Here is a 21,066-nt window from a genome sequence, read left to right on the forward strand (position 1 = left end):
ACGCTGTAACCGCGAGGATTCTCGGGTGATCGGAACCCAGTAATCCTCGAGCCGGTAACCTGAGAGGCAGCTCAACAGTGGAACACCCGATCACTCTGAACATGACCGCCCCCCTTTGAGGGGGGACGGTCACGCTACTGTCTTTTGGATACTGTCGTTCGAGCGACGACACCTCCCGAAATTTGACCAAATCTCTGATTCGTGAGGTCTACAAGACCGTCAGTCTCTATCGGTCACGAAATATATTTATTTCCGACAAATCTTGTGCTATTGGCGGACCGCCGACCTTCACTGGACGGTCCAAAATCCGTTCTGTTCCGGTCTACACCTCCCATTAAATATTCTGTGTTCCATAACCCTATCGACCTAAAAGAAAAGTATTTAATCAATTATCGAAGTAATTCGACCTATATATTCGTGTTATCAGATTTATGCACTAGTCGGACTACTGTTTCATGACACTTCGAAAGTAGGATCTCCAATAGATTAATAGAAACGAAAAGTATATGAAAAAGAGGTAAGGATTTAGAAATATGAACAGAAACAGCAACAGATCAAAAGGGTTGAATCGACGAGATATTTTGAAAAAAGGAGGGTTTTCCGGGGTTGCAGGGATTACCATCCTGGGCCAAACTGTCTCGGCGAGACGGAACGAATCCAACGATGTGCTTCACGATGTCGAAGCGATCTCGGAAGTCCAGTCAGTCCTTGATGAACTCGGTTACGAGAATATCCCGAGGAAGTACTCGGCGGCGAAAACAGACTTTGGACCCGAGCCTAACGACGCCACGGTCACCTCCGTTGATTTCGAGTACGGAGCATTACAGGTCATGGAAGCTGGTGGTTCGGTTCTCGTGAATTTCACGTTCGAGTCTGTGGAGGACGTCCCCAGCAGTGAATACCGAAGCATACCGATAGAGTCAATCCCGGCAGAGTCCGACGCGTGGCTGTACGGGCACGAAAACGGTACGCTCCTTTACCGAACGGCTACTCCTGACGAGCGCGATAACGTTCAGTCACTGTTCCCGGATGGGGATTTAAGTGAGGCATCTATCTATACACACGAAGACACAGATCGTTTCTTCGTTGAACGAACTGACGAAAAATCACTTGAGAGCGATGAAACCGATCCGACCAGTTATCATGTTTCGATAGAAAACGAATTGGTTACACCTGCCCCTGAATCCTCAGACGGTATTGGCACCCGGGTTGTTTCTGGAAACCCGGTCAAGGAAGCTGCTGAGCGTATCGCGAGACAGTTTGCCAAATCACTCGGTTGGAACAGCCTTGATGGAGTGACCGACGAATGTGCCGCAGCAATCGGTGGTTGTCTTGATGGTCTGTGGTCTACCGTCGATTGTTATAAGTGCCGTCCCGTTTGCGCCCTGGGGTTGACCGGTAAAGCAGCAGTCGTCTGTTTCCTATGTGTCGGAGCAACCTGTGTAAATCTCAAGTCTGCAAGTGGCTGTGCGACCGCGGCGAGGTGTGTTGACCGTAACGAGTAACTATGGAATCGAGCGACCTGATCAGTTCGCTCAACAGGCTGAACGAATCGTTTGATCCGAACGGACCACCAACATTGACATCCTCCTCCGCGTTCACGCGGAGGAATCCCACGGCACCGCACCGCTGGATTGGGATATAAATGATTGACCGGGTCGATTGTTCAATTCGACCCGTCTCATTCCCAGTCCGTCGAGCGACGCGATTTTTACATTTGCTCGCGTACCTCCATTTGTGACCGAAATCCATCCGGACCAACGCGTCGCGGTGCTCGTCGACGCGCAGAACCTGTATCACTCGGCGCAGAGTCTCCACAGCCGTAACATCGATTATTCGGCACTCCTCTCGAAGGCCGTGCAGGATCGCCAGCTTACGCGCGCTATCGCCTACGTGATTCGCGCGGAGGCACCCGAAGAAGAGAGCTTCTTCGATGCACTGGTAGATATCGGCTTCGAGACGAAGATCAAGGACATCAAGACGTTCTCCGATGGCACCAAGAAGGCCGACTGGGACGTCGGCATGAGCCTCGACGCGGTGACACTCGCAAATCACGTCGATACGGTTGTCCTCTGTACGGGCGACGGCGACTTCTCGCGACTCTGTTCGCACCTGCGACACGAGGGCGTACGTGTTGAAGTGATGGCGTTCGAGTCCTCAACGGCCGACGAACTAATCGACGCAGCGGATGCGTTCCTCGACCTCGACGAACGCCACGACACGTTCTTGCTCTGACCGCTGACTCCGCAGTTCTTACTTTTCACTTCCGATTTTCAAGCGGAATAGAACAGAATCGAGTAGCCATGCACTCGGGTTCGAGTCCGCGCTGACAGACACCGCTTGCCACCGGCCGGACCTGTACGCTTACGACGGCGTCGATTGCGCGAGATCAAGTACGACAGCAATCGCGCCGACGGCGAGCGCCGCCCCTGCGACGACGCCAGCGACGGGGTAGCCGCCTGCGTTCGTCTGGAGAATCGATGGGCTGGCAAGAACGAGCCCACTCACCGCGAGCAGTATCGTCCCGAGCGCAATCTGAACAACGTCCATTCACGCGCCATTACCAAGTCGGAGTATATAATAGTCGTGATCGATGGCTGTACCCGGTCATCTCGTTGCGTTCCCGTAGACGTGCTCGCCGGCTGTGATCGGTACCCAACGGGGCATCGAAGGGCTTTCGACCCAGCGGACGAAATCACGCCCAATGAGCGAGTCAGTCGACGGTAACGCGGATCTCTCGACGCTGCGGACCATCGCGGACTATCAGTTCGGTGCGGGTGCTGGCACGGCGCTCTTTCCCGATATGTCCAGCTCCGACGCCTCCGCAGACGAACTCACCATCAAACGAACCTCCTCCGGCCGCCCCCAGCAGGTCCACGCCGAGGCCGGCCGTATCGTCTCGTTCGGCATTGACGGCCAATTTACTCTCGGGCTCGAGGGCGGCCGCCGACTGGCAGCGGTACTCGAGTCCCCGGCCTATCGCGTGGTCGTCGACGACGAGAGCGAACCGTTCGTGCGCGACGAGAAAAACGTCTTTACGAAGTTCGTGGTCGATGTGGGCGAGGAGATTCGGCCGGGCGACGAGGTCCTGGTGGTCCACGAACGCGGCGAGTTGCTCGCGGTCGGTCGCGCGGAGTTAGACGCAGCGTCGATCGCGGATTTCGAGACGGGGATGGCAGTCAACGTGCGCGAGGGTGCGCCCGCGCCAGAGTAGGAACGTTACTACGCACTTACGCCAACTTCACTACCCACTCACGCCAGCCAGCTTTCGTATTCTTTTTGACGGATCGCTCGAGTGCCCCGGTATGGTGTCAACACTCTTTCTCACTGTCGTCTTACTGCCCATCGTGCTTCTGGGCGTCGTCTGGTCGTCGGCTCAGTACGTTCCAGACGGGGAGGGTCGACTGTTGGTCGTCAACGGCGAAATCCGTGGCGTACTCGAGCCAGGCATCTACTTCGCACCGCCGTTCGTCTCGGAGACGTATCCGATCGACTTCGAGACGATGCAGTACGAAACACCGGAGCCACATCCACTCCCGCCGGAACTCAGAGCCGACGCCGAGCAGATTGCGCCGTCGGAGACGGCCGCTGCGGACTGAGACGGATCGTTGCCGCGTGGCAACGGTGATCACTCCGACGGGCCGGTGACCACCGATACCGAACGACAATGGACCGATGAGCGCAGCGCCACAGCCGACGAACGACAAAGTAAAAGGTCGCGGGAGGCGACGTGTCGGGTATGTTTGGAGGAGGCGGCGGACTCAATCCGCGAAAGATGGAACAGATGATGCAGCAGATGGGTATCGACGTCGAGGACGTCGACGCCGAAGAGGTCATCATCCGCACCGACGAGTACGACCTCGTCTTCAACGACGCCGAAGTCACGAAGATGGACGCTCGCGGCCAGGAAACCTACCAGATCATCGGCTCACCCGAACAGGTCGAGTCCGGTTCCGCTGGTGGCAGCGCTGACGCCGGTGCAGGCGGCTCGGAGCCCGAAATCCCTGCGGGTGACATCGAAATGGTTGCGACCCGAACCGGCGCTAGCGAAGAGGATGCCCGCGCCGCACTCGAAGCCAACGACGGCGACCTGGCCGCAGCGGTCGAGGAACTCGAGTGAGTCGAGTCGTGCATCGATGCGGAGACAGAGACGGGAACAGCAACACGAACGGCAACACGAACGGAGTGAGCGCCCGTGAGTGACGGCGATAGCGACCAGAGCGTCGAAGCGGGAGCGGAAGCAGAAACAGAGACAGAAGAGGAGACGGACGCGGAGACGCAACCGGACGAGGAAACACCAGACCAGCCACCCGTCCTGCTCGTTCGCGACGACCGCGAGTTCCTCGTCCAACCCGGCGAGGAGATGGGAACCGACCTCGGCATCCTCGAGGTCCCCGCGGATGTCGAACCAGGTGACACCGTCGAAACGCACCTGGACGAAGCGTTCCACGTCCGTCGACTCCGTGGCCCGGACCTCTTTCATCACTTCGAGCGCACGGGCGCACCGATGGTCCCCCGCGATATCGGACTCATCATCGGCGAAACCGGCATCGCGCGCGGTGACCGCGTCCTCGACACCGGCACCGGAACCGGCGTCCTCTCGGCCACGATGGCCCGTGCCGGCGCGACAGTAGTAACGTACGAACGAGACCCCGACTTCGCCGATGTCGCCCGCGAGAACATGGTTCTCGGCGGCATCTCGGACGCCGTCGATGTTCGAACCGGCGACCTGACCGAAGAACTGGAGACGGGAGCACTCGAGTCCGCGCCGTTCGACGTACTCACCCTCGATACGGGTGACGCGGCCGAAATCGTCACGCATGCACCAGAGTTGCTTGTCGAGGGTGGCTTCGTCGCGGTCTACGGCCCGTTCATCGAGTCGACGCGCGACGTCGTCGAGGCGGCCCGCGAGGCCGGGTTGTCGAATATCCGGACGCGAGAGACGATTCAGCGCGAGATGCAGTTCGACGACCGCGGTTCGCGGCCGTCGACGGCACCCGTGGGGCACACGGGGTATCTGACGATCGCCCGGAACGAGTAGTTCTCCCTCTCTCCGTTACGTCCCATGTGGATCCGTCCACAAGAGAGGTGTCATCGAGCGAGAGGTTCGAAGAACCCGAGAGATGCGCGGTTCGGAGCCTGGAGGGTGAGAACCGCGGGTATGCGAACGGGCAAAGCCCGTGAGCACGACTGTTTACCGCGTGTGAACGGAGTGAGCGCGCGGGCCGACGACTGATGTGGAGACTCGCGAAGCGAGTCGGAACGGAAGGAGGAGTGTTTTTCATCGAAGTTTTTCCGAGTGTGGTCGCGAAGCGACCGCACGCAGAGAAAAAGTTCGGTTCTAGTTATCGTCTTCGCGCCACTTGTGCTCACACTCAGAACAGATGAAAAAGCGCGTCTCGGACTCGTCGGCCGAACGAATCTGCTGCATATACCAGTACGCGCGGTCGTGGCCACACTCGGGACAGTGGGCATCGGTCTCGGGCAGCGAGGTCTCGTCGGAGGACTCGATAACCTCGGTCGCCTCTTGACTGTCCGTGACGACGTATTCGTCGGCGTCGCCCTTGGGTTTCGTATAGCCACAGCTTCCGCACTCCCACAGACCGTCATCGGCTTTCATCATCGAACCGCATTCGTCGCAGAATTCCATCGTTGTCCGGGCTACGTCGGTCGAGCGACTTAAGCGACCCGTTTGGATTCGGCGACGCTCTCACCGCTCGTGCTGACGCAGCGGCTCAACCCTCTCCTTCCGACTGAAACGGCTCGCCCACAGCCTCCCGCGGCAACGCGTTGTGTAATGCCGCCTCGAGTTCACCCGCCGACTCGTATCGCTCCTCCTGTGTCTCACCGAGAAGCGACCCCAGATTCCGCTCGCCGTCTGCAAGCACCAGCGTCGTTGCCTCGAACGCGCCCGCTGCCTCGGCTTTCGTGACGGGGTACTCGAGTTCCTCGAAGGTGGACTCGAGTTCGTTCAGTTTCAGTGTGCGGTCCATACAGGAGTAAACGCGGCGTGAGGGCTTGTAGGTGTATATCGTCGTATCGAGGCCCAAAACAGTCAATTTAGACAATACTTCGTTTCGAAATGTTAATCGGGCGCGACGCCGCAGAGGTATATCGATGCGGAATCTGGGACGACGTGTCGCGGCGCAGTTCGCCGTCGACCGGCGGGTACTGGCGCTCGCGTTCGCCCGGATGGCAGACGGGATTGGGAACTCGTTTCTGGTGATCGTGATCCCGCTGTACGTGGCCAGTGATGTCGTTGGGGGGCCGACGTTCGGACTGGCGGAGTCGATGATCATCGGGATCATCCTCTCGATTTTTGGCTTTCTCAACAGCAGCTTTCAGCCGCTGACGGGGCGGTTCTCGGACCGTGCGGGGAAGCGGAAGCTGTTCGTTCTGATCGGACTCGCCGGACTCGCGACGATGAACGTCGCATATCTCTTCGCCGAGTCGTACCTCTCGCTGCTCGTCATCCGCGGCCTGCAGGGTATCAGTGTCGCGTTCATCATCCCCGCGTCGGTCGCGCTGGTCAACGAACTCGCGACGACGGACGACCGCGGCGGAAACATGGGTGTCTACAACACGTTCCGGCTGATCGGCTTCGGTGCCGGCCCAGTTGTCGCGGGTGCAGTGGTCAACGCAGGCCCCTACACGCTTCCGATTGGGGAGTTGTCCATCTCCGGCTTCGACGCCGCGTTCTATATCGCGGCGATCACGGCGATCATCAGCTTCCTGCTCGTGACCGTACTGATCACCGATCCCGAGTCGACACGGGCGAACGCGAGCGCGGATCTCGCCATCCCAGTCTGGGACCGAACGGGGCCGAACCTGCTCGATCCGATCTTCACGCTCGGCGTCGCGTCGCTGTTCATGGCGACCGCAATCGCCCTCTTCGCGACGATCCAGCCGCAGGTCAACGCCCACCTCGAGCAGGGAGCAACCTGGTTCGGGCTCCAGTTCGCGGCGTTCATCGTTGCCCAGATTCTCCTCCAGACGCCGATCGGGCGCGCTTGCGACCGCTACGGCCGGCGGCCGTTCATCGTCGTCGGGATGGTGCTGTTGATCCCAACGACGCTCGTGCAAGGGTACGTCCCATCCTCCGAGACGATGTTTGTCGCGCGACTCCTGCAAGGGATCGCCGGCGCAATGGTGTTCGCGCCGTCGCTCGCGCTCGCGGGAGACCTCGCGGGCGAGGGTGAGTCCGGTTCGAAGCTCTCGGTTCTCACGATGGCCTTCGGCTTCGGGATCGCCATCGGACCTCTTTCTTCGGGTGCGCTGGTCGGCTACGGCTTCGAGGTGCCGTTCATCTTCGGTACCGCGCTCGCCGTGATCGGCACGATCCTCGTCTACACGCAGATTGAGGAGACCGTAGAGCAGACACAGCCGGTGCCGCTTGTCGGGAGTGACTGAGCCGTCACTGGGCCGCAAGTGCCATGCCAGGATGAGGAGAGAGGCTAACGGGCGGGAGTACGGCAGACGAGACGTGACGCAACGCAAAAGTACCACATGCCCGTACGATGCGACGATGACGCTCTCGGAGGAGGCCACGGAACGGCTAGCCGACGTGGTGGAGCTACAGCCGACGAAAAATTCCGAGTTGCAAGACCGGTGGGAGATGGAAAGCGGCAGCGAGGTCCACCAGTACTTGGAAAACGAACTCGGCGACTACTACTTTCGCGACGACAACAGCCTGATCCGGGCGACCGCCGAAGCCGCGGATCTTGTCGACGTCGAGCCGGGGATCGAGAGCGACCCCGACGCGGAGGGGGCACCCTCCCGCGTCCGCGTGCCAGAACTGCAGGTACAGATCGTCGACGTGCTCGCCGGTCCCGACGAGAAATCAGAGAGCGTGGTCTCGGTGTTACACGCACTCCGAGACGAATTCGACGTGGACCCAGATGCGGAAGACGTTCGCTCTGGCCTCCAGAGTCTGCGCCGGAAGGGTGTTGTTGAGGTAGAGTACCGGACGGTTCCGACGTTCCGACTAGCAGCGCCGCGAGACGAAATCGAAGTCGAAGCGGCGAACTGATCTGTCTCGTTTTCTTCGATAGAGCGTTGGATAGAAAGACAGTTTTGGAGCCACCAACGAGTGGCCAGTATGGCTACGCGCCCCACCCTCCGGGAGTACGCGCTCTCACTCGACAGGTTCGCCCTCTGCTTCGCCGCCGGACTGTTGCTGATGGGCCACGCCGCCCTCTCGTTCTGGGAGGTCACATACACCGCAGCAGACCCATCGATGCCGACGATCACGATGGGAACCGGGAGCACGATCTATTACACAGCAGTGTTCGTCGTCGGTGCGGTACTCGCGTTCGTCGCAGTCATGACTGCTCTCTACAGAGTCATTCGAGACGCGACCGGCGCAGCAGACCCAGCTGACGTACAACCGGAACGAAACTGACCGTCGGCCGACCCGAGTACACCCGTTCACGTCACCCCACTACCGACACCAACACTCACTCCTGTCCTAGTCGTCGCCGTCGCCGGCGCGCTGCGAGCAGTTGCTGACAGCGCTTCCCTGGCCCACCCTCGATCGGCCACCCCTTCGTCCGCCAGACCGGCGGCTCGGGTTCGAACGCCGAACAGGAACCCGAACACTCGGCTGCCGTCGGCTGACACGACTTGGCGCTGCAGTACGGCACGAGCTGTGGTCCCTCCCGTGTGCGCAGTTCGAAGTGACGACAGTCCGGACGCATCGTCTCGACGAACGACCGCCAGCCGCGCTCGTAGGCGCGTTCCGCGAGTGCGAGTCGTTTCTCGGCTTTCGTCGCTGGCTCGATGTACTCGAATCGCGCCGCCGAGCCGTCGTGGTCGCCGCCATCAGGTCGCTCGAGTATCCGCGTTCCCGGCTCGTCGACTGTGAGTTGTCTGGGATGCCAGGCTACCTCGGCCGCGAGTACATCCGGATCGAGCGCGAGAATGCCCGCCGCCACCGGCAGCCCCTCGAACAGCGCCGGCGTGATCGTCTCGTCCGTCGCCTGGGTCGCCACCCAGACCTCGTCCGCCAGCGCCATCGCCACGTCGAACTCGAGTTGCGGCCCGAGCGCGCGGGCGGCGCTCGCGTCGAGGTCGGGCTTGTTCTCGATGGCGACGATGCGCTCGACCCAGTCGGGGTAGGGCCACTTGCGGCGGATCTGGATGCGGTTGCCTTGCTTGCGCGTTTCTATAATCCCGCGGTCGTCGGCCTGATGAATCGCCTCGCGGACGTAGCGCCACGGGTAGCCGGGATGGGGCAGCGCGTCGCGGTAGTACTCCCACTCAGCGGGTGCGTTGCGGACGATGTGCAAGAGGTCGCTGTCGAGGCGCTTCGCCCCGAATCGTGCCCGGTCCCGGAGGCCGGCGGGGTTGCACTCGAGTACGATGGTGTCCCAGCGGCGGCGTTTGGTGCCGAGTTGGCGGGCGACGATGTGGTGGGTGTCGTCGTGACTGTGTTCGGGAGGCCACTCGCGTTCGGCCCAGCGACAGGTTCGGAGTTCGAAGGCGAACTCGGAGTCAGGAGTCATGTGGCTGGTCCAGAGTAGAGTGTGTGAGTGGAGTAGATGCGTCTGGTGTGCCGGTGTCCCTACTGGTGGGCCGGCGGTACGGTGGCGTCGGGTTCGGAGCCCACTCAGACCGACTCGAGTTCGTCGAGGAACTCGTTGGCGTCCTCGAGAATCTCTCGGGGGCCATCCTGCGTGACGGTGTTGACCGCCTGCTCGTAGTCACGCCACTGGAGGTCTCGATGCTCGTTCGAGAGCTCGGCGCTCGCCTCGAACGACTTCGCCACGAAGAGGTGAACGGTCTTGTGGATCGTCTTGCCGTTGGCCTCGAAGACGTAGTCGTAGTCCTTGCGAAAGCCATCGAGTAGTCTGAACTGATCGATACCTGCCTCTTCCTTTATTTCGCGGATCGCCGTCTGTTGTAGCTCTTCATCTCCTTCGACACCGCCCTTCGGAAACTCCCAGTCGCCCGGGCGGCTCTTGAGTAGAAGATACTCGCGCCGGCCCCGCGTGTCGCGGAAGAGGATCGCGCCTGCGCTCGTAGCTTCGACTGCCATTAACAGGGCTAATAGATGAGACGTTAAGAGAATATCGGACTGTTCGTCGCGCGTAGACGTATCTCAGCAGGTTTTTACGCGACGACCGTGGAAGAATGAACAACACTGCTATGACCTTCGTCACCCGTCTCACACTCCAGAGCGGCGATCGCGCCGCCCTCGACGGTATCGTTTCTGACATCAAATCCACTGCCGAGCGAAAGGGCGCTGCCCTCAAGGGCCCTCACTCTCATCCGCCACGGAAAATCTCGGTCCCCCAGCTGTGTCGACTACACGCCGACGACGACCGCCACTTCGACTCCTGGGAGTACACCGTTTTTACCCGAGAACTCGAGATCCACGGCCACGACAATCTCGCGCGCAACATCGCCTCGCAGAACTTCCCTGACTCGGTGCATATCGAGGCTGAAGTCGAACAGATCCACGGCGCAGGTCGCGGGAACTGACGAAGGAGGGGCTGTCCGACCGTTTTACGTCGTCCTCGTCGCACAACAGACAACAGTGTGACAGCTCCCCAAGTCGGCACGTCTTTGGCACACCCCGACAATACCTACCTATGGTCACGAGCGACCTCGTCACACTCCGGCGAGATCTGCACCGCAAGCCCGAACCAGCCTGGCGCGAGTTCTACACCACCGGACGCATCGTCGAGGAAATCCAGTCCCGTGTCGAGCTGGACGAACTCCACGTCGGCCCCGACGCCATCGTCGGTGAACACCGGCTGGCCGTCCCCGACGACACGGAGATCGCCGAGTGGTACGAGCAAGCCAGCGAGTACGATATCGACGACTCAATTCTGTCCCAACTCGAGGGCGGCTACACGGGAGCCGTTGCAGTCCTCGAACGTGGTGAGGGACCGACAGTCGGTCTGCGGGTCGATATCGACGGCCTGCCACAGCCCGAATCTGAGGCCGACGAGCACGCACCCGTCACCGAGGGGTTCCGGTCGGAACACGACGGCGCGATGCACGCCTGCGGACACGACGCCCACGCGACGATCGGTGTCGGCGTGCTCGAAGCAATCGCCGAAAGCGACTTTTCGGGGACCTTCAAGGTATTCTTCCAGCCCGCAGAGGAAGTTATCGGCGGCGGGAAGTCAATGGCGACGAGCGAGCACATCCAGGATGTCGACGCGCTGCTCGCTGCCCACATCGGCCTCGATCATCCGACTGGCGAGATTGTCGCCGGCATCGATGGCTTCCTCGCCGTTTCCCACCTCGATGCGACGTTCACCGGTGCGCCCTCTCACGCGGGCGGCCACCCCGAGGAGGGACGAAACGCCGTCCAGGCGATGGCGACAGCGGTCCAGAACCTCTACAGCATCCCGCGACACAGTGACGGTCCGACGCGGATCAACGCCGGCGTCGTCGAGGGCGGCACTGCGGCGAACGTCATCCCCGAGGTGGCCCACATCGAGGCCGAAGTTCGGGGCAAGACGACCGAACTGATGGAGTACATGCGCTCGAACGCGCGCCGAGTGATTCGGAACGCCGCCGAGATGCACGACTGCGAGGTCGAGATCGAACTCGGTGCAGAAGCGCCGAGTGCGACCAGTGATCAGGACCTCGTCTCGATCGTCAGCGAGGTCGCAGGCGAGACGGCAGGCGTCGAAAACGTCATGGAGCGCGACGAACTCGGCGGCAGCGAGGACGCAACCTTCCTGATGCAGACAGTCCAGGACAACGGCGGCTCTGCCTGCTACATCGGCGTCGGCACGGACCATCCCGGCGGCCACCACACCGCGACGTTCGACGTGGACGAGGAGAGTCTCCAGCACGGCGTCGACGTACTCGCTGGCGCGGTCGAGCAGATTAGCCGGGACTGGTAGACAAGCCGGTTGACTCCTGAAAACCGACAACTCGGGGCGTCGCCCCACCACTTCGGTATCTACTTGTCCTCGGGATCTGTACGGATGGCTGACAGTGTCTCGGAGTGAATCGTCATCCCGTATTGACACACGGTGTCGTCACACTCTCACGACGGTGAGTGAAGAGTGACGCTGCCGACGCGACTGCAACTTGGGCTCTGGCTTCGGATGGCCGTCGCCGGTATCATCGCCAGCTGTGGCATGATCGCTTTGCTCTTCCTCGAAGTCGTCGGAGTCGCGCTGGTGATCGTAGTCCTACTCGAGTTGATCCTCTGGGTGATCGTCATCTGCCTTCCCGTGTTTATCGCCTGGCACGTCATCGCAGGGATGTATCGACGTGTGATGCCCGTGCCGCTCGTCGTCGGACGGATTTCTCACGACGGGATGGCCAGCGCCGTCGAGACAGTTGCACACGGCCTCCTACAGCCACAGACGCATCTTCCGAGACGAGTGCTCGGCGGTGCGGTCGTCGTTCTTCTCGGCTGGCTTCTCGGCTACGTGCTGGTCTGGACACAGTCGCCGTGGACACCGGTGCGGACTGCCGGTGCCATCGGTCTCGTCGTTGGCGTCGTGGCGACCAGCTACTATACGGTACGAACCATCGTCGACGAACTGGGTGCTGGTGGCTCCGTCGAACGGTACCTCGAGGACGACCTCAAGATCATCGACTCGACCGAGGACTTACTACCCGATAGTGCTGATAGCGACATCGACATCGACATCGACATCGACAACGATACCAGGGAACTGCAAGCGCGCGTCAATCGACTCGCGAGTCAGGCGAATCTGCCGGCACCGACCGTCAAAGTCGGCCGCAAGCGGGTCCCACTCGCGGCCACGATTGGACTCCGCCCCGAAACGTCGACGATCATCGTCTCGACTGGACTGGTTGATCTACTCACAGACCGCGAACTCGAGTCGGTCCTCGCACACGAACTCGCACACGTCAGCAACCGCGATGCAGCGATGCTAACCGTACTCTCGCTCCCCGTCGCGAAAGTCAGGCTCATAATGGCGGCAGTCGATGAAGAATCGTCTCGACAGGCACCCCTCCACGGGGGGTTCGCGGCGGTTGCACCGATTGTTGCCGGTGTCTGTCGCTGGGCGGTCATCGTCGTGGCTCGATACCGTGAGTACGTCGCAGACCGCGGTGCCGTCGCGATCACTGGCGATCCGGCTGCCCTCGTGAGCGCACTGGAGAAACTCGACGCCGAACTCGAGGACCAGCCCTTGAGTGACCTCCGGCAGCGTCGGTCGACAATAGCGTTCTCGATCGTTCCGCCGCCGTGGGAAGAACGACGGTTCTTCGACCGACCGCGGCGGTACATCGCCCGCACCATCTTTGGAACACATCCCCGAACAGAACGGCGGATCAAACGGCTTCGGTCCGACGCCTGAACGGGCACTAGACTCAGACTACGGCGGACTGGCTCCAGCTGACAGCCGGTAGTGGTCGGCGTGGAAAGACAGTGTCTGGATCGTGTGAGAGACAGCGGTACTCGAGTCCACCTCGCGGCCATAGCGTCTCCATCTCGGTCGTACCCACAGGGCACTCGTTTCTTTACGTATCTCTGGTCACAAGATGTAGATACGACGGGTTACCGACGCGACGATCGATATTTTCCTCGCGTGGATCACTTGTTCGTGAGTGAGAGCGACTAGTACTTCGGATCTGCGCCGGTCGCCTCGTATACGTCGTCCATCACGTCGTCGCGGCGCTGCTGCCAGTGTTCGAGTGCGGCGGGATGGTCTGGGTAGTGTTCGTAGAGGTCGAGCAGGTCGTCGGCACAGCGTTTCGTCTGGAAGAGTGTCCAGATAGTGCCCCAGTGACCGCGGCTGTTGAGTAGGCTCTCGAACGCGAGCTTCGGGCCGACGCTGGTGCTGCCCTCGTAGAGGGCCTCGGCGAGTTTCTCGCCGGGCATCGCGGCGAGCAGCCCCATCAGGTCGTCGACGTCGATGGCCGTCGAGAGGATGTTGTAGACGTCGAGTGCGGCGTAGCGAGCGCCGAAGTGGTCCATGACGCGCTGGTTGTACTCCCAGAGGGCCTTCTCGCTGACATCGCCCGTCTCGAGTCCCTCGATAGCCTGCTCGGCGGCGTACTTGCCCGCGTAGGCTGCGCCGGCGATACCGCCCCCGGTGGTGGGGTTGACATGACCTGCAGCGTCGCCGACGGCCATGTAACCGGGGTGGACGGCCGAGTCGTAGGGCCGGCGAGTCGGCAGTGCAGCGCCAAGTTTGTCGTCGATCTCGGCACCGTCGAACTCGGGACGGTTCTCGAGGTCGTGTTTGAGGTCGTCGACGAGTTTCATCGGCTCCTCAGTCATCTGGAAGCCGAGGCCCGCGTTGATCTCAGTCTCCGTCCGCGGGAAGTACCAGAGGTAGCCTGCGGCGCGCTCGGTCGGCTTGAAGACGAGCGCGTCCGACCACTCGACCGGGTCCTCGACGTGGACGACCTCGCGGTAGGCCGAACAGAAGTGCGAGTAGTTGACGTTGGTGTCGAACATTGAGGTCGAGAAGTCGACGTTGTCCTGCAACACCGAGAGCGCGCCCGCAGCGTCGATAACGAGGTCTGCCTCGTAGGTGAGCGGCTGGCCCTTCCTGATCGCCTCGACGCCGGTGACCTGTCCGCCGTCGTCTTTCTGGGTGACATTCTGAACGACAGTGTCGTAATGGAAGTCCGCGCCTGCCTCGGCCGCTCCCTCGATAATGCGTCGGCCGTACTCCCAGCGGTCGATGACGGCGAGTTCGCCGGGAACCGGGATTTCGAGAACGGTATCCTCCTGTGGAATCTCGAAGCGGCCGTGATCAACGCCGGTGTTGGTGAACGCGGGTTCGAGTTTGGACTTCGGAATCGCATCGGGGAACGCGTCGGCTCCCTTGAGCGCGTCACCACAGGCGATGTGGCCCGCTTCCTCCTCGGTCTTTCGCTCGAGGACGACGACCTCATAGCCCGCTTGCGCGATTGTCGCTGCCGCGTAACAACCCGAGGTCCCCGCGCCGACGACGACCACGTCGGGTGATCGGGTTTCGGCCTCGGATGTCGACCCGGCAGCCGACTGTTCCTGTGTGCTCATATCAACAGTGTGGACACCGTGGTAAGAAAACGTTTTATGGTCACTCCGTCCTCGACCGACGGACAAAATGGGTGCCAGCGTCGGCTCCAGCCTCGGTCGACCGCACAGTAGAGTGGTTCGGACATGGATACGTTTCCCACCGTGAGTTTCGTCCTATCCTCGAGGACAGATCTGTAATAAAGAGTTTTAGTGTCGTTCTTCGTAGCACCCCGTATGACCGAATATACGATCGAGTTCGTCGGCACGGGCGAGACGATCACCTGCTCAGACAAGGAAACCATTCTGAGCCGCTGTCTCGAGGAGGGCATCGCCCAGGAGTACTCCTGCCGTGTTGGCATGTGTTTGGCCTGCTCGGCCGAGATCATCGAGGGTGAGGTCACTCAGCCAGCGGCCCGCGGGTTCACCGAGGAGGAGGCAGAAGCCTACGCCCTGACCTGCATGGCGCGCCCGCAGTCAGACCTCAAACTCGAGCGCGGCAAGTACCCACCGAGCATCGAATCGGATCTCGAGGCCGGAAGTGCAGATGGCGGTGACACTGCTGCGGCTGACGACTGAGTCGGTCTTCTGTACCTGCAACTGTACCTGTACCTGTACCTGTACCTGGACTTGGACTGCGACTGTTTGCCGGAGTACCAGCCGGGTGCACTTTCACCGAAACGACTGCTAGCAGTGGACCAGCGTTCGTTCGAAAGCCGTTACTCGGCGAGCAACGCACGTGTCCGTCGATGTCGATACCACAACATCCCCGCAAGCAGCGGCGACGCGAGCGGTAAGTTGCCCGCCGACGGAACGCGGTACTCGATTCGATCACGAACGAGCGTCTCCTCGCCGAGGTCGACGAACTGGTGGATGTGACGCCATGTGTCGTACGGTCCCCGATCACCAATCTGCTCGTCCACGAAGCGTGCCCGGTCCGTCGCTACCTCTCGACGATTTCGACAACCCACTCGCTCTCGGGAACCCAGCCGATGCCGAGTGGCTGCAACTCGAGATGGACTTCAGTTCCGACACGGTAGCCGTCCGGATCGGGTTCACCGTCCGGCCCAACGGCGTGAGAGACTGACATCCCGGTCCAGTCGGGCGTCAGCACCGTTAGTTCCTCGACACCGTCGTAGAACTCCCAGACGGTCTCGAACGCGACCGGGAACACTAAACACCGTTCACAGGTTGGCATACAAAAGCTGATGGCGTACTGATGTAATTACATTACTCTGTCGCCGTCGTGCTGTACTCAGCGGACGCGGGACAAATAGGAGGTGTCTCAGGTCAAAAAGAGATTACCAGAACCGTGGCGGTGAAGTGGTAGTCTGCTTACTCAGCCGTCGACAGGAACTGTCGAACCCTGCCAATCAGTCGACGAAGTCGATATCGTCGGCGTCCATCTCGGGCTGGACCGTCTCACCCTCCGGTCGCCCGTAGATCTGTGGCGACTGGACGCCGGTGACGACGATCATCGTCCGCATGCTGCCCTCAAGTGTCTCGTCGATCGAGGTCCCCCAGATGATGCGTGCGTCGGGGTCGATCCGGTCGTAGATCTCTTCGACGACGCCCTCGGCTTCCTCGATAGACATGTCGTTACCACCGGTGACGTTGACCAGCGCGGAGCTGGCACCGGAGATGTCGACGTCGAGCAGGGGCGATCGCAGGGCGGTTTTGACCGAGTCCTCGGCCTTCGCTTCGGAGTCGGACTCGCCGAGTCCGATCATCGCGACGCCGCCGCGTTCCATCACGGTACGAACGTCTGCGAAGTCCAGGTTGACGAGACCCGGCTTCGTGATCAGTTCGGTAATGCCCTTCACCGAGCGCATCAGCACCTCGTCGCTGACTTTGAACGCCTGGCGGACGGGCAGCTTGCCGACGGAGTCGAGCAGTCGGTCGTTCGGGACGACGATGACGGTGTCAGAAACGTCGCGCAGGCGCTCGAGTCCCGCCTCGGCGTTGGTTCGGCGGACCTCTCCCTCCGCGGTGAAGGGCGTCGTGACGATCGAAATCGTTAGCGCGCCCGACTCGCGGGCCGCCTTCGCGACGACGGGTGCCGAGCCGGTGCCGGTACCGCCACCGAGTCCGGCGGTGACGAAGACCATGTCCTGTCTCTTATACACATCNAGATGTGTATAAGAGACAGCATCAGGATCTTGGTGTCGGCTTCGATTTCCACGAGGTGCTGAACGTCGGTGTTCGCGGCGACGAGCTTCGCGCCGTGGATACCTTCCTCGTGCATCCGGTTGATGGTGTTCCCGCCGGCACCGCCGCAGCCGACGACGGTGATGTCGGTCTGGAGGTCCTGCAGAACGTCCTCCAGCTCGTCGTCTGTCATCGTCCCGGTTTGTCTACTCTCTGACCCGTCTGCCGACTGACCGTCCGCGGGGGCGTCGGCCGGCTCCCCCTCCTCGGCCTCGTCGATGGCGTCGTCGATGAGTGAGTCCATTCTTGGCCCCTTCTAAACGATGGAGCATAATTACCTTTCCCCTACACGTCAGCCACCTGGCTGACATGTTACTAGGATATTACCTGTCGGACCGTGCTTGCATAACAATCAACTCCCGTAATTGGGTAATTACTACTTATACTCTCCCTCCAAATAACTCAAATCTCGAACCTATCGATCTGCTGGCGCTCGACGCGGCCGGGCGTAATCTCCTCGCCATCAACGGTTACCGACTCGCCGCTCGCGAGCGCGCCGAACTTCGGCCCCTCCGGCACGCCTGACTTCTGTGCAAGCGCTGGATCGAACGCTGTCTTTTCGGCCACGACTGCGTCAGCTTCGACCGTGACCGTCTCATAGGCGGACTCGAGTACCTCCGCCAATTCCTCGACGAGTTCGAGTCGCCCGACACCCTCCGGCAGCGCGAACTGGGTACCGACGCGGCTGCCGCCGTTTTCCGTCGTGAACGCGACGGTGTGGGCCTCGATGATGGCTCGGACGCGCTCGGGGTCGATTCCCTCCGCAGTGTCGATCAGGTCACCTGGCAGGTCGACGAGGGTGAACGACGGCTCCCGGTGCTCGCCGAAGCGGACGCCCTCCTCGACCGTCCCCAACGTCGATTCAACCGCGTCGATGAGGTCGAACTGCCGGTCGCCGACCTCCCGGAGCCACGTCTCGCTCACCACGCGGTGGCCCGCCTCGTCCAGGGTGGACTCAAGTACCGGCCACTCGCCGTCGAGCAGTGCGACGTCCGCCTGGCTGGCCTCGAAGGCAGCGTCGATGACCGCTCGATGGGCCGTCGGATGGCCCATGGACTCGAGTGCCCAGTCGGCCGCGATGTGGCCCACGGCCCAGGGTGTTTCGCGGACGACGCGTTCGAAGCGCGGCGCGTAGTGGTTGCCGCCGAAGCCGACGAGTTGTCGATCTCGGTGGGGCGCGACGCTGTCGCGTGCGATTTCGAGAATTCCGCGGGCGACGGCGCGTGCGCCTTCGGGATCGTCCCACTGTTCGTCGTCGCTGCCGAGTTCGGCGAACAGCGACGGACAACCAACGTCGGTCGGGCCGTGGTGGGTACACTCCATCCCAACCTCGTAGCCATCGGGCGCGAACTTGTCGAACGCGGCGAGCAGTTCCGCGAGCGCGTTCGGACAGGCCTCGGCGACTGCGTCGTCGTCGCCGCCGTACTCGGCCGGGCCGAAGTTGCCCGTGAAGTGGCCGGTCAGCAGCGCGCCCGTATCGCCGGAGTGGCGGGAAGCGAAGACGAGCAGGTCCGGGTCGCAGTCGAACGCGTTGGCGGGGGACTCGAGTTCGATGTGCAGCGTTTCGAAGGATCGGAGTTCGACGCCGTCGAGGTCAGCGAGGGTGTAGTAGGTACCGCCGCCGTCGGCATCCGGGCGGACCTCGTCCCGGTGTTCGGTCCAGTCTGCGAGTTCGCGAAGCTGGTCGCAGATGTGCACCGACGCCCGATCGGCGCGGCTCTCGACGATCGCAACGTCCGTCTCGGTCATATTCGTGCTGGCGTGCTGGGTGTCGTTAATGCTGTCGAACAGCAGTCCGTATGAGACGTCGAGTAGTTCTGTTCGACAGGAGAACTCGTCCGCTTTCGGCCGGTTACGGCAACAGGAGGTAGATGAAACCCGCATAGCCGGCGAGCAAAATCGCGCCGTCGAGCCGACTCAGCCGCCGGCCATGAGCCATCAGCCCAACCAGCAGCAGGGTGAACCCGAGCAGGTAGGGGAACTCGAGACGGAGTGTCTCTGGGGCAACTTGGATCGGCGTGATGACGGCGACGATGCCGAGGACGGCGAGGATGTTGTAGATGTTCGAGCCGACGACGTTGCCGATGGCGAAGCCGGTTTCGTCGCGGATCGCGCCGACGGTGGAAGCCGCGAGTTCGGGCAGCGAGGTACCGAGTGCAAGCACCGTGAGTCCGATGAAGAGGTCAGAGAAGCCAAGCGCCGAAAGGAGGTCGGTGCCACCGGAGATGAGCCAGCGCGAGCCGAGGACGAGCGCGAGGAGGCCGGCGAGGACGAGGCCAATGTCTCGGAGGGAGACACCGTCGCGGCTGCCCTCATCAGTTTCCGGGGCGTCGTCCAGCGGCACCGAGTCCGCGTTGGCCGCATACAGCAGGTAGCTGGTGAAGACGGCAAGTACGAGGAGGAAGACAACACCTTCGAGTCGTCCGAGAGTACCGTCGACCCCGAGGACGACGAGCAAGACCGCGGCGAGCACCATCGTTGGAACGTGTCGGCGCATGACGAGATCGCCGACCGGGAGCGGGCGGATGAGCGCTGCAACGCCAAGCACGAGGCCAATATTTGCGATATTCGAGCCGAGGACCGCACCAAGCCCGATGTCCGTCGAGACGTCGAGCGCGCCGATCGTCGCGACGAACAGTTCGGGCGCGGTCGTCGCGAACGCGATCACAGTGACACCGACGGTCGCCGCCCGGAGCCCGATACCGAGCGCGAGCCGGCCGGCACCGGCAACGAGGAGTTCAGCACCAGCATAGAGAGCGACGACGCCGGCGACGAGGAGGAGGACGGCAAATCCGAGTCCGAAGTCGACGGGCATACACGCCGATACTCGGAATTGTCGTATAAGCAACGCGAAACAAGAAGAGCAGAATCTGTGGCAGGTTCCTGAATGATGACCGACGGGAAACCCTGCCGGAGTCACACCCGTTATGTCGCCCCCGCGTCGACTACGAGCCAACATGGCTATGAACGTCTTCGGACTGCTCGGCAACCCCGTCGGGCACTCCCGCTCGCCGCCGATGCACGAAGCCGCCTACGACGAACTCACATACGACGCGCGCTACGTCACCTTCGAACCCGACCCGTCCGATCTCGAGGCCGCAGTCGCCGGCGCTGACGCGCTCGGCATCACGGGGCTGAACGTAACGATCCCGTTCAAGCAGGACGTGCTCGAGCTGGACCTCGTCGAGGCCGACGAGTTGGCCACCCGAATCGGTGCGGTGAACACCATCGATTTCGAGCCGGACTCAAGTCGGTCGAACTCGTCGGGACGAGCGACCGGACATAATACCGACGCCGCCGGCGCGCTGCGCGCGCTGCGCGAACACGACGTGACCGTGGCGGGCGCTGACGCAGTCGTCGTTGGTGCCGGCGGTGCCGGCCGCGCTATCTCGTTCGCGCTCGCCGACGCGGGCGCAACCGTCGCCATTGCGAACCGGACGGAATCGACCGCACACGAACTCGCGGCGGACGTGCCGGACGCGACGGGGCACGGGCTGGACGAGGGAGTACTCGAGTCCCTGCTGGCTGACGCCGATATCTTGGTCAACGCGACGAGCGTCGGGATGGAAGCGGACGAGACGCCGGTGCCGGCGGACGCGCTCCACGGCGACCTAGCGGTGATGGACGCGGTGTATCAGCCACTGGAGACGAGATTGTTACGTGATGCGACCGACGCTGGGGCGACGACGGTCGACGGTGCGTGGATGTTGCTGTATCAGGGCGTCGAGGCGTTCGAGCTGTGGACTGGCCGCGAGGCTCCGGTCGATGTGATGAACGAGGCGCTACGGGCGCAGTTGTAGCCGTCTTGCCGGGGCCAGAGCGTAGTGACGAGTGGCACAGTTGATCGATGACAGCGTACACTGGCTATTGCCATCGAAAGTGTGGGCGCAAACCCGGTTTCAGGG

24 protein-coding genes and 2 pseudogenes are annotated in these 21,066 nt (G+C 61.8%); 14 read left to right on the forward strand and 12 right to left on the reverse strand.

Features of this window, described 5'->3' with window-relative positions:
* The first annotated feature begins 533 nt into the window (after positions 1-533).
* The gene (locus tag C482_RS18940; RefSeq protein WP_152422055.1) at positions 534-1,505 is read left to right on the forward strand and encodes a hypothetical protein; all 972 of its coding nucleotides are present in this window, start codon (positions 534-536) and stop codon (positions 1,503-1,505) included.
* Between the two features lie 232 nt (positions 1,506-1,737).
* A complete protein-coding gene (locus C482_RS18945; protein ID WP_006169435.1) occupies positions 1,738-2,235 on the forward strand; it encodes a LabA-like NYN domain-containing protein in 498 nt (165 codons plus the stop codon).
* 129 nt (positions 2,236-2,364) lie between these two features.
* Here C482_RS18945 and C482_RS18950 read toward each other — a convergent pair whose 3' ends face one another.
* Entirely contained in the window at positions 2,365-2,550 is a 186-nt protein-coding gene (locus C482_RS18950; protein ID WP_006169436.1) for a hypothetical protein, read from the reverse strand.
* Positions 2,551-2,704: 154 nt separating this feature from the next.
* Between C482_RS18950 and C482_RS18955 the strand changes: the two genes are divergently transcribed.
* From C482_RS18955 to C482_RS18970, 4 genes are all read left to right on the forward strand, one after another.
* Positions 2,705-3,214: a PUA domain-containing protein gene (locus tag C482_RS18955; protein ID WP_006169437.1), complete on the forward strand. Its 510-nt coding sequence runs from the start codon at positions 2,705-2,707 to the stop codon at positions 3,212-3,214.
* 91 nt (positions 3,215-3,305) lie between these two features.
* Positions 3,306-3,599, forward strand: coding sequence for an SPFH domain-containing protein (locus C482_RS18960; protein WP_006169438.1), 294 nt, complete (start codon positions 3,306-3,308; stop codon positions 3,597-3,599).
* Between the two features lie 140 nt (positions 3,600-3,739).
* Positions 3,740-4,120 carry a nascent polypeptide-associated complex protein gene (locus C482_RS18965; protein ID WP_083858658.1) on the forward strand — a complete coding sequence of 127 codons (381 nt, stop codon included), beginning with the start codon at positions 3,740-3,742 and terminating at the stop codon, positions 4,118-4,120.
* 75 nt (positions 4,121-4,195) lie between these two features.
* Positions 4,196-5,041, forward strand: a complete 846-nt coding sequence (locus C482_RS18970; RefSeq protein WP_006169440.1) for a methyltransferase domain-containing protein — start codon at positions 4,196-4,198, stop codon at positions 5,039-5,041.
* A 300-nt stretch (positions 5,042-5,341) separates the two neighbouring features.
* Here the strand turns inward: C482_RS18970 and C482_RS18975 are convergent, their stop codons facing one another.
* Together C482_RS18975 and C482_RS18980 are read right to left on the reverse strand one after the other, a co-directional pair.
* Positions 5,342-5,650: a transcription factor S gene (locus tag C482_RS18975; RefSeq protein WP_006169441.1), complete on the reverse strand. Its 309-nt coding sequence runs from the start codon at positions 5,648-5,650 to the stop codon at positions 5,342-5,344.
* Positions 5,651-5,735: 85 nt separating this feature from the next.
* Positions 5,736-5,993 (reverse strand): DUF5789 family protein, encoded by a 258-nt coding sequence (locus C482_RS18980; RefSeq protein WP_006169442.1) that lies wholly within the window; start codon positions 5,991-5,993, stop codon positions 5,736-5,738.
* Between the two features lie 124 nt (positions 5,994-6,117).
* Here C482_RS18980 and C482_RS18985 point away from each other — a divergent pair, with 124 nt between their 5' ends.
* From C482_RS18985 to C482_RS18995, 3 genes are all read left to right on the forward strand, one after another.
* Positions 6,118-7,410, forward strand: a complete 1,293-nt coding sequence (locus C482_RS18985; RefSeq protein ID WP_006169443.1) for an MFS transporter — start codon at positions 6,118-6,120, stop codon at positions 7,408-7,410.
* 115 nt (positions 7,411-7,525) lie between these two features.
* Positions 7,526-8,029, forward strand: a complete 504-nt coding sequence (locus tag C482_RS18990) for a DUF5797 family protein (protein ID WP_006169444.1) — start codon at positions 7,526-7,528, stop codon at positions 8,027-8,029.
* A 69-nt stretch (positions 8,030-8,098) separates the two neighbouring features.
* Positions 8,099-8,401 carry a hypothetical protein gene (locus tag C482_RS18995; protein WP_006169445.1) on the forward strand — a complete coding sequence of 101 codons (303 nt, stop codon included), beginning with the start codon at positions 8,099-8,101 and terminating at the stop codon, positions 8,399-8,401.
* Positions 8,402-8,456: 55 nt separating this feature from the next.
* Here C482_RS18995 and C482_RS19000 read toward each other — a convergent pair whose 3' ends face one another.
* Both C482_RS19000 and C482_RS19005 read right to left on the reverse strand, forming a co-directional pair.
* Positions 8,457-9,503, reverse strand: a complete 1,047-nt coding sequence (locus C482_RS19000) for a DUF5787 family protein (protein WP_006169446.1) — start codon at positions 9,501-9,503, stop codon at positions 8,457-8,459.
* A gap of 104 nt (positions 9,504-9,607) precedes the next feature.
* Positions 9,608-10,036: a bis(5'-nucleosyl)-tetraphosphatase gene (locus C482_RS19005; protein WP_006169447.1), complete on the reverse strand. Its 429-nt coding sequence runs from the start codon at positions 10,034-10,036 to the stop codon at positions 9,608-9,610.
* A gap of 110 nt (positions 10,037-10,146) precedes the next feature.
* On the opposite strand from C482_RS19005, the gene C482_RS19010 reads away from it, so the two are divergent.
* The 3 genes from C482_RS19010 (at position 10,147) to C482_RS19020 (ending at position 13,301) form a co-directional block, all read left to right on the forward strand.
* A complete protein-coding gene (locus C482_RS19010; protein WP_049897011.1) occupies positions 10,147-10,482 on the forward strand; it encodes an uS10/mL48 family ribosomal protein in 336 nt (111 codons plus the stop codon).
* Positions 10,483-10,592: 110 nt separating this feature from the next.
* Entirely contained in the window at positions 10,593-11,864 is a 1,272-nt protein-coding gene (locus C482_RS19015; RefSeq protein ID WP_006169449.1) for an amidohydrolase, read from the forward strand.
* A 165-nt stretch (positions 11,865-12,029) separates the two neighbouring features.
* A complete protein-coding gene (locus tag C482_RS19020) occupies positions 12,030-13,301 on the forward strand; it encodes a M48 family metallopeptidase (RefSeq protein WP_006169450.1) in 1,272 nt (423 codons plus the stop codon).
* A 260-nt stretch (positions 13,302-13,561) separates the two neighbouring features.
* Here C482_RS19020 and C482_RS19025 read toward each other — a convergent pair whose 3' ends face one another.
* Complete coding sequence (locus C482_RS19025; RefSeq protein ID WP_006169451.1) at positions 13,562-14,977, reverse strand: geranylgeranyl reductase family protein; 1,416 nt, start codon at positions 14,975-14,977, stop codon at positions 13,562-13,564.
* A 213-nt stretch (positions 14,978-15,190) separates the two neighbouring features.
* Between C482_RS19025 and C482_RS19030 the strand changes: the two genes are divergently transcribed.
* A complete protein-coding gene (locus tag C482_RS19030) occupies positions 15,191-15,532 on the forward strand; it encodes a 2Fe-2S iron-sulfur cluster-binding protein (RefSeq protein WP_006169452.1) in 342 nt (113 codons plus the stop codon).
* Positions 15,533-15,672: 140 nt separating this feature from the next.
* On the opposite strand, the gene C482_RS22540 is transcribed toward C482_RS19030, so the two are convergent.
* The 6 genes and pseudogenes from C482_RS22540 to C482_RS19050 form a co-directional block, all read right to left on the reverse strand.
* On the reverse strand, positions 15,673-15,876 hold the full coding sequence (locus tag C482_RS22540; protein ID WP_241431960.1) for an SRPBCC family protein: 204 nt from the start codon (positions 15,874-15,876) through the stop codon (positions 15,673-15,675).
* Positions 15,877-15,896: 20 nt separating this feature from the next.
* Complete coding sequence (locus tag C482_RS22545; protein WP_241431961.1) at positions 15,897-16,151, reverse strand: SRPBCC family protein; 255 nt, start codon at positions 16,149-16,151, stop codon at positions 15,897-15,899.
* Between the two features lie 175 nt (positions 16,152-16,326).
* Positions 16,327-17,067, reverse strand: a pseudogene (ftsZ, locus tag C482_RS19040) (cell division protein FtsZ); the annotation flags it as partial.
* 35 nt (positions 17,068-17,102) lie between these two features.
* Positions 17,103-17,405 (reverse strand): annotated as a pseudogene (locus tag C482_RS22925) (cell division protein FtsZ); the annotation flags it as partial.
* Positions 17,406-17,563: 158 nt separating this feature from the next.
* Positions 17,564-18,910, reverse strand: coding sequence for a D-aminoacyl-tRNA deacylase (locus C482_RS19045; protein WP_006169453.1), 1,347 nt, complete (start codon positions 18,908-18,910; stop codon positions 17,564-17,566).
* A gap of 103 nt (positions 18,911-19,013) precedes the next feature.
* On the reverse strand, positions 19,014-19,976 hold the full coding sequence (locus C482_RS19050) for a calcium/sodium antiporter (protein ID WP_006169454.1): 963 nt from the start codon (positions 19,974-19,976) through the stop codon (positions 19,014-19,016).
* Positions 19,977-20,124: 148 nt separating this feature from the next.
* On the opposite strand from C482_RS19050, the gene C482_RS19055 reads away from it, so the two are divergent.
* Positions 20,125-20,961, forward strand: coding sequence for a shikimate dehydrogenase (locus C482_RS19055; protein WP_006169455.1), 837 nt, complete (start codon positions 20,125-20,127; stop codon positions 20,959-20,961).
* The last annotated feature ends 105 nt before the right edge of the window (positions 20,962-21,066 follow it).

Source organism: Natrialba chahannaoensis JCM 10990 (assembly GCF_000337135.1).
In the GTDB taxonomy this organism is placed as follows: domain Archaea; phylum Halobacteriota; class Halobacteria; order Halobacteriales; family Natrialbaceae; genus Natrialba; species Natrialba chahannaoensis.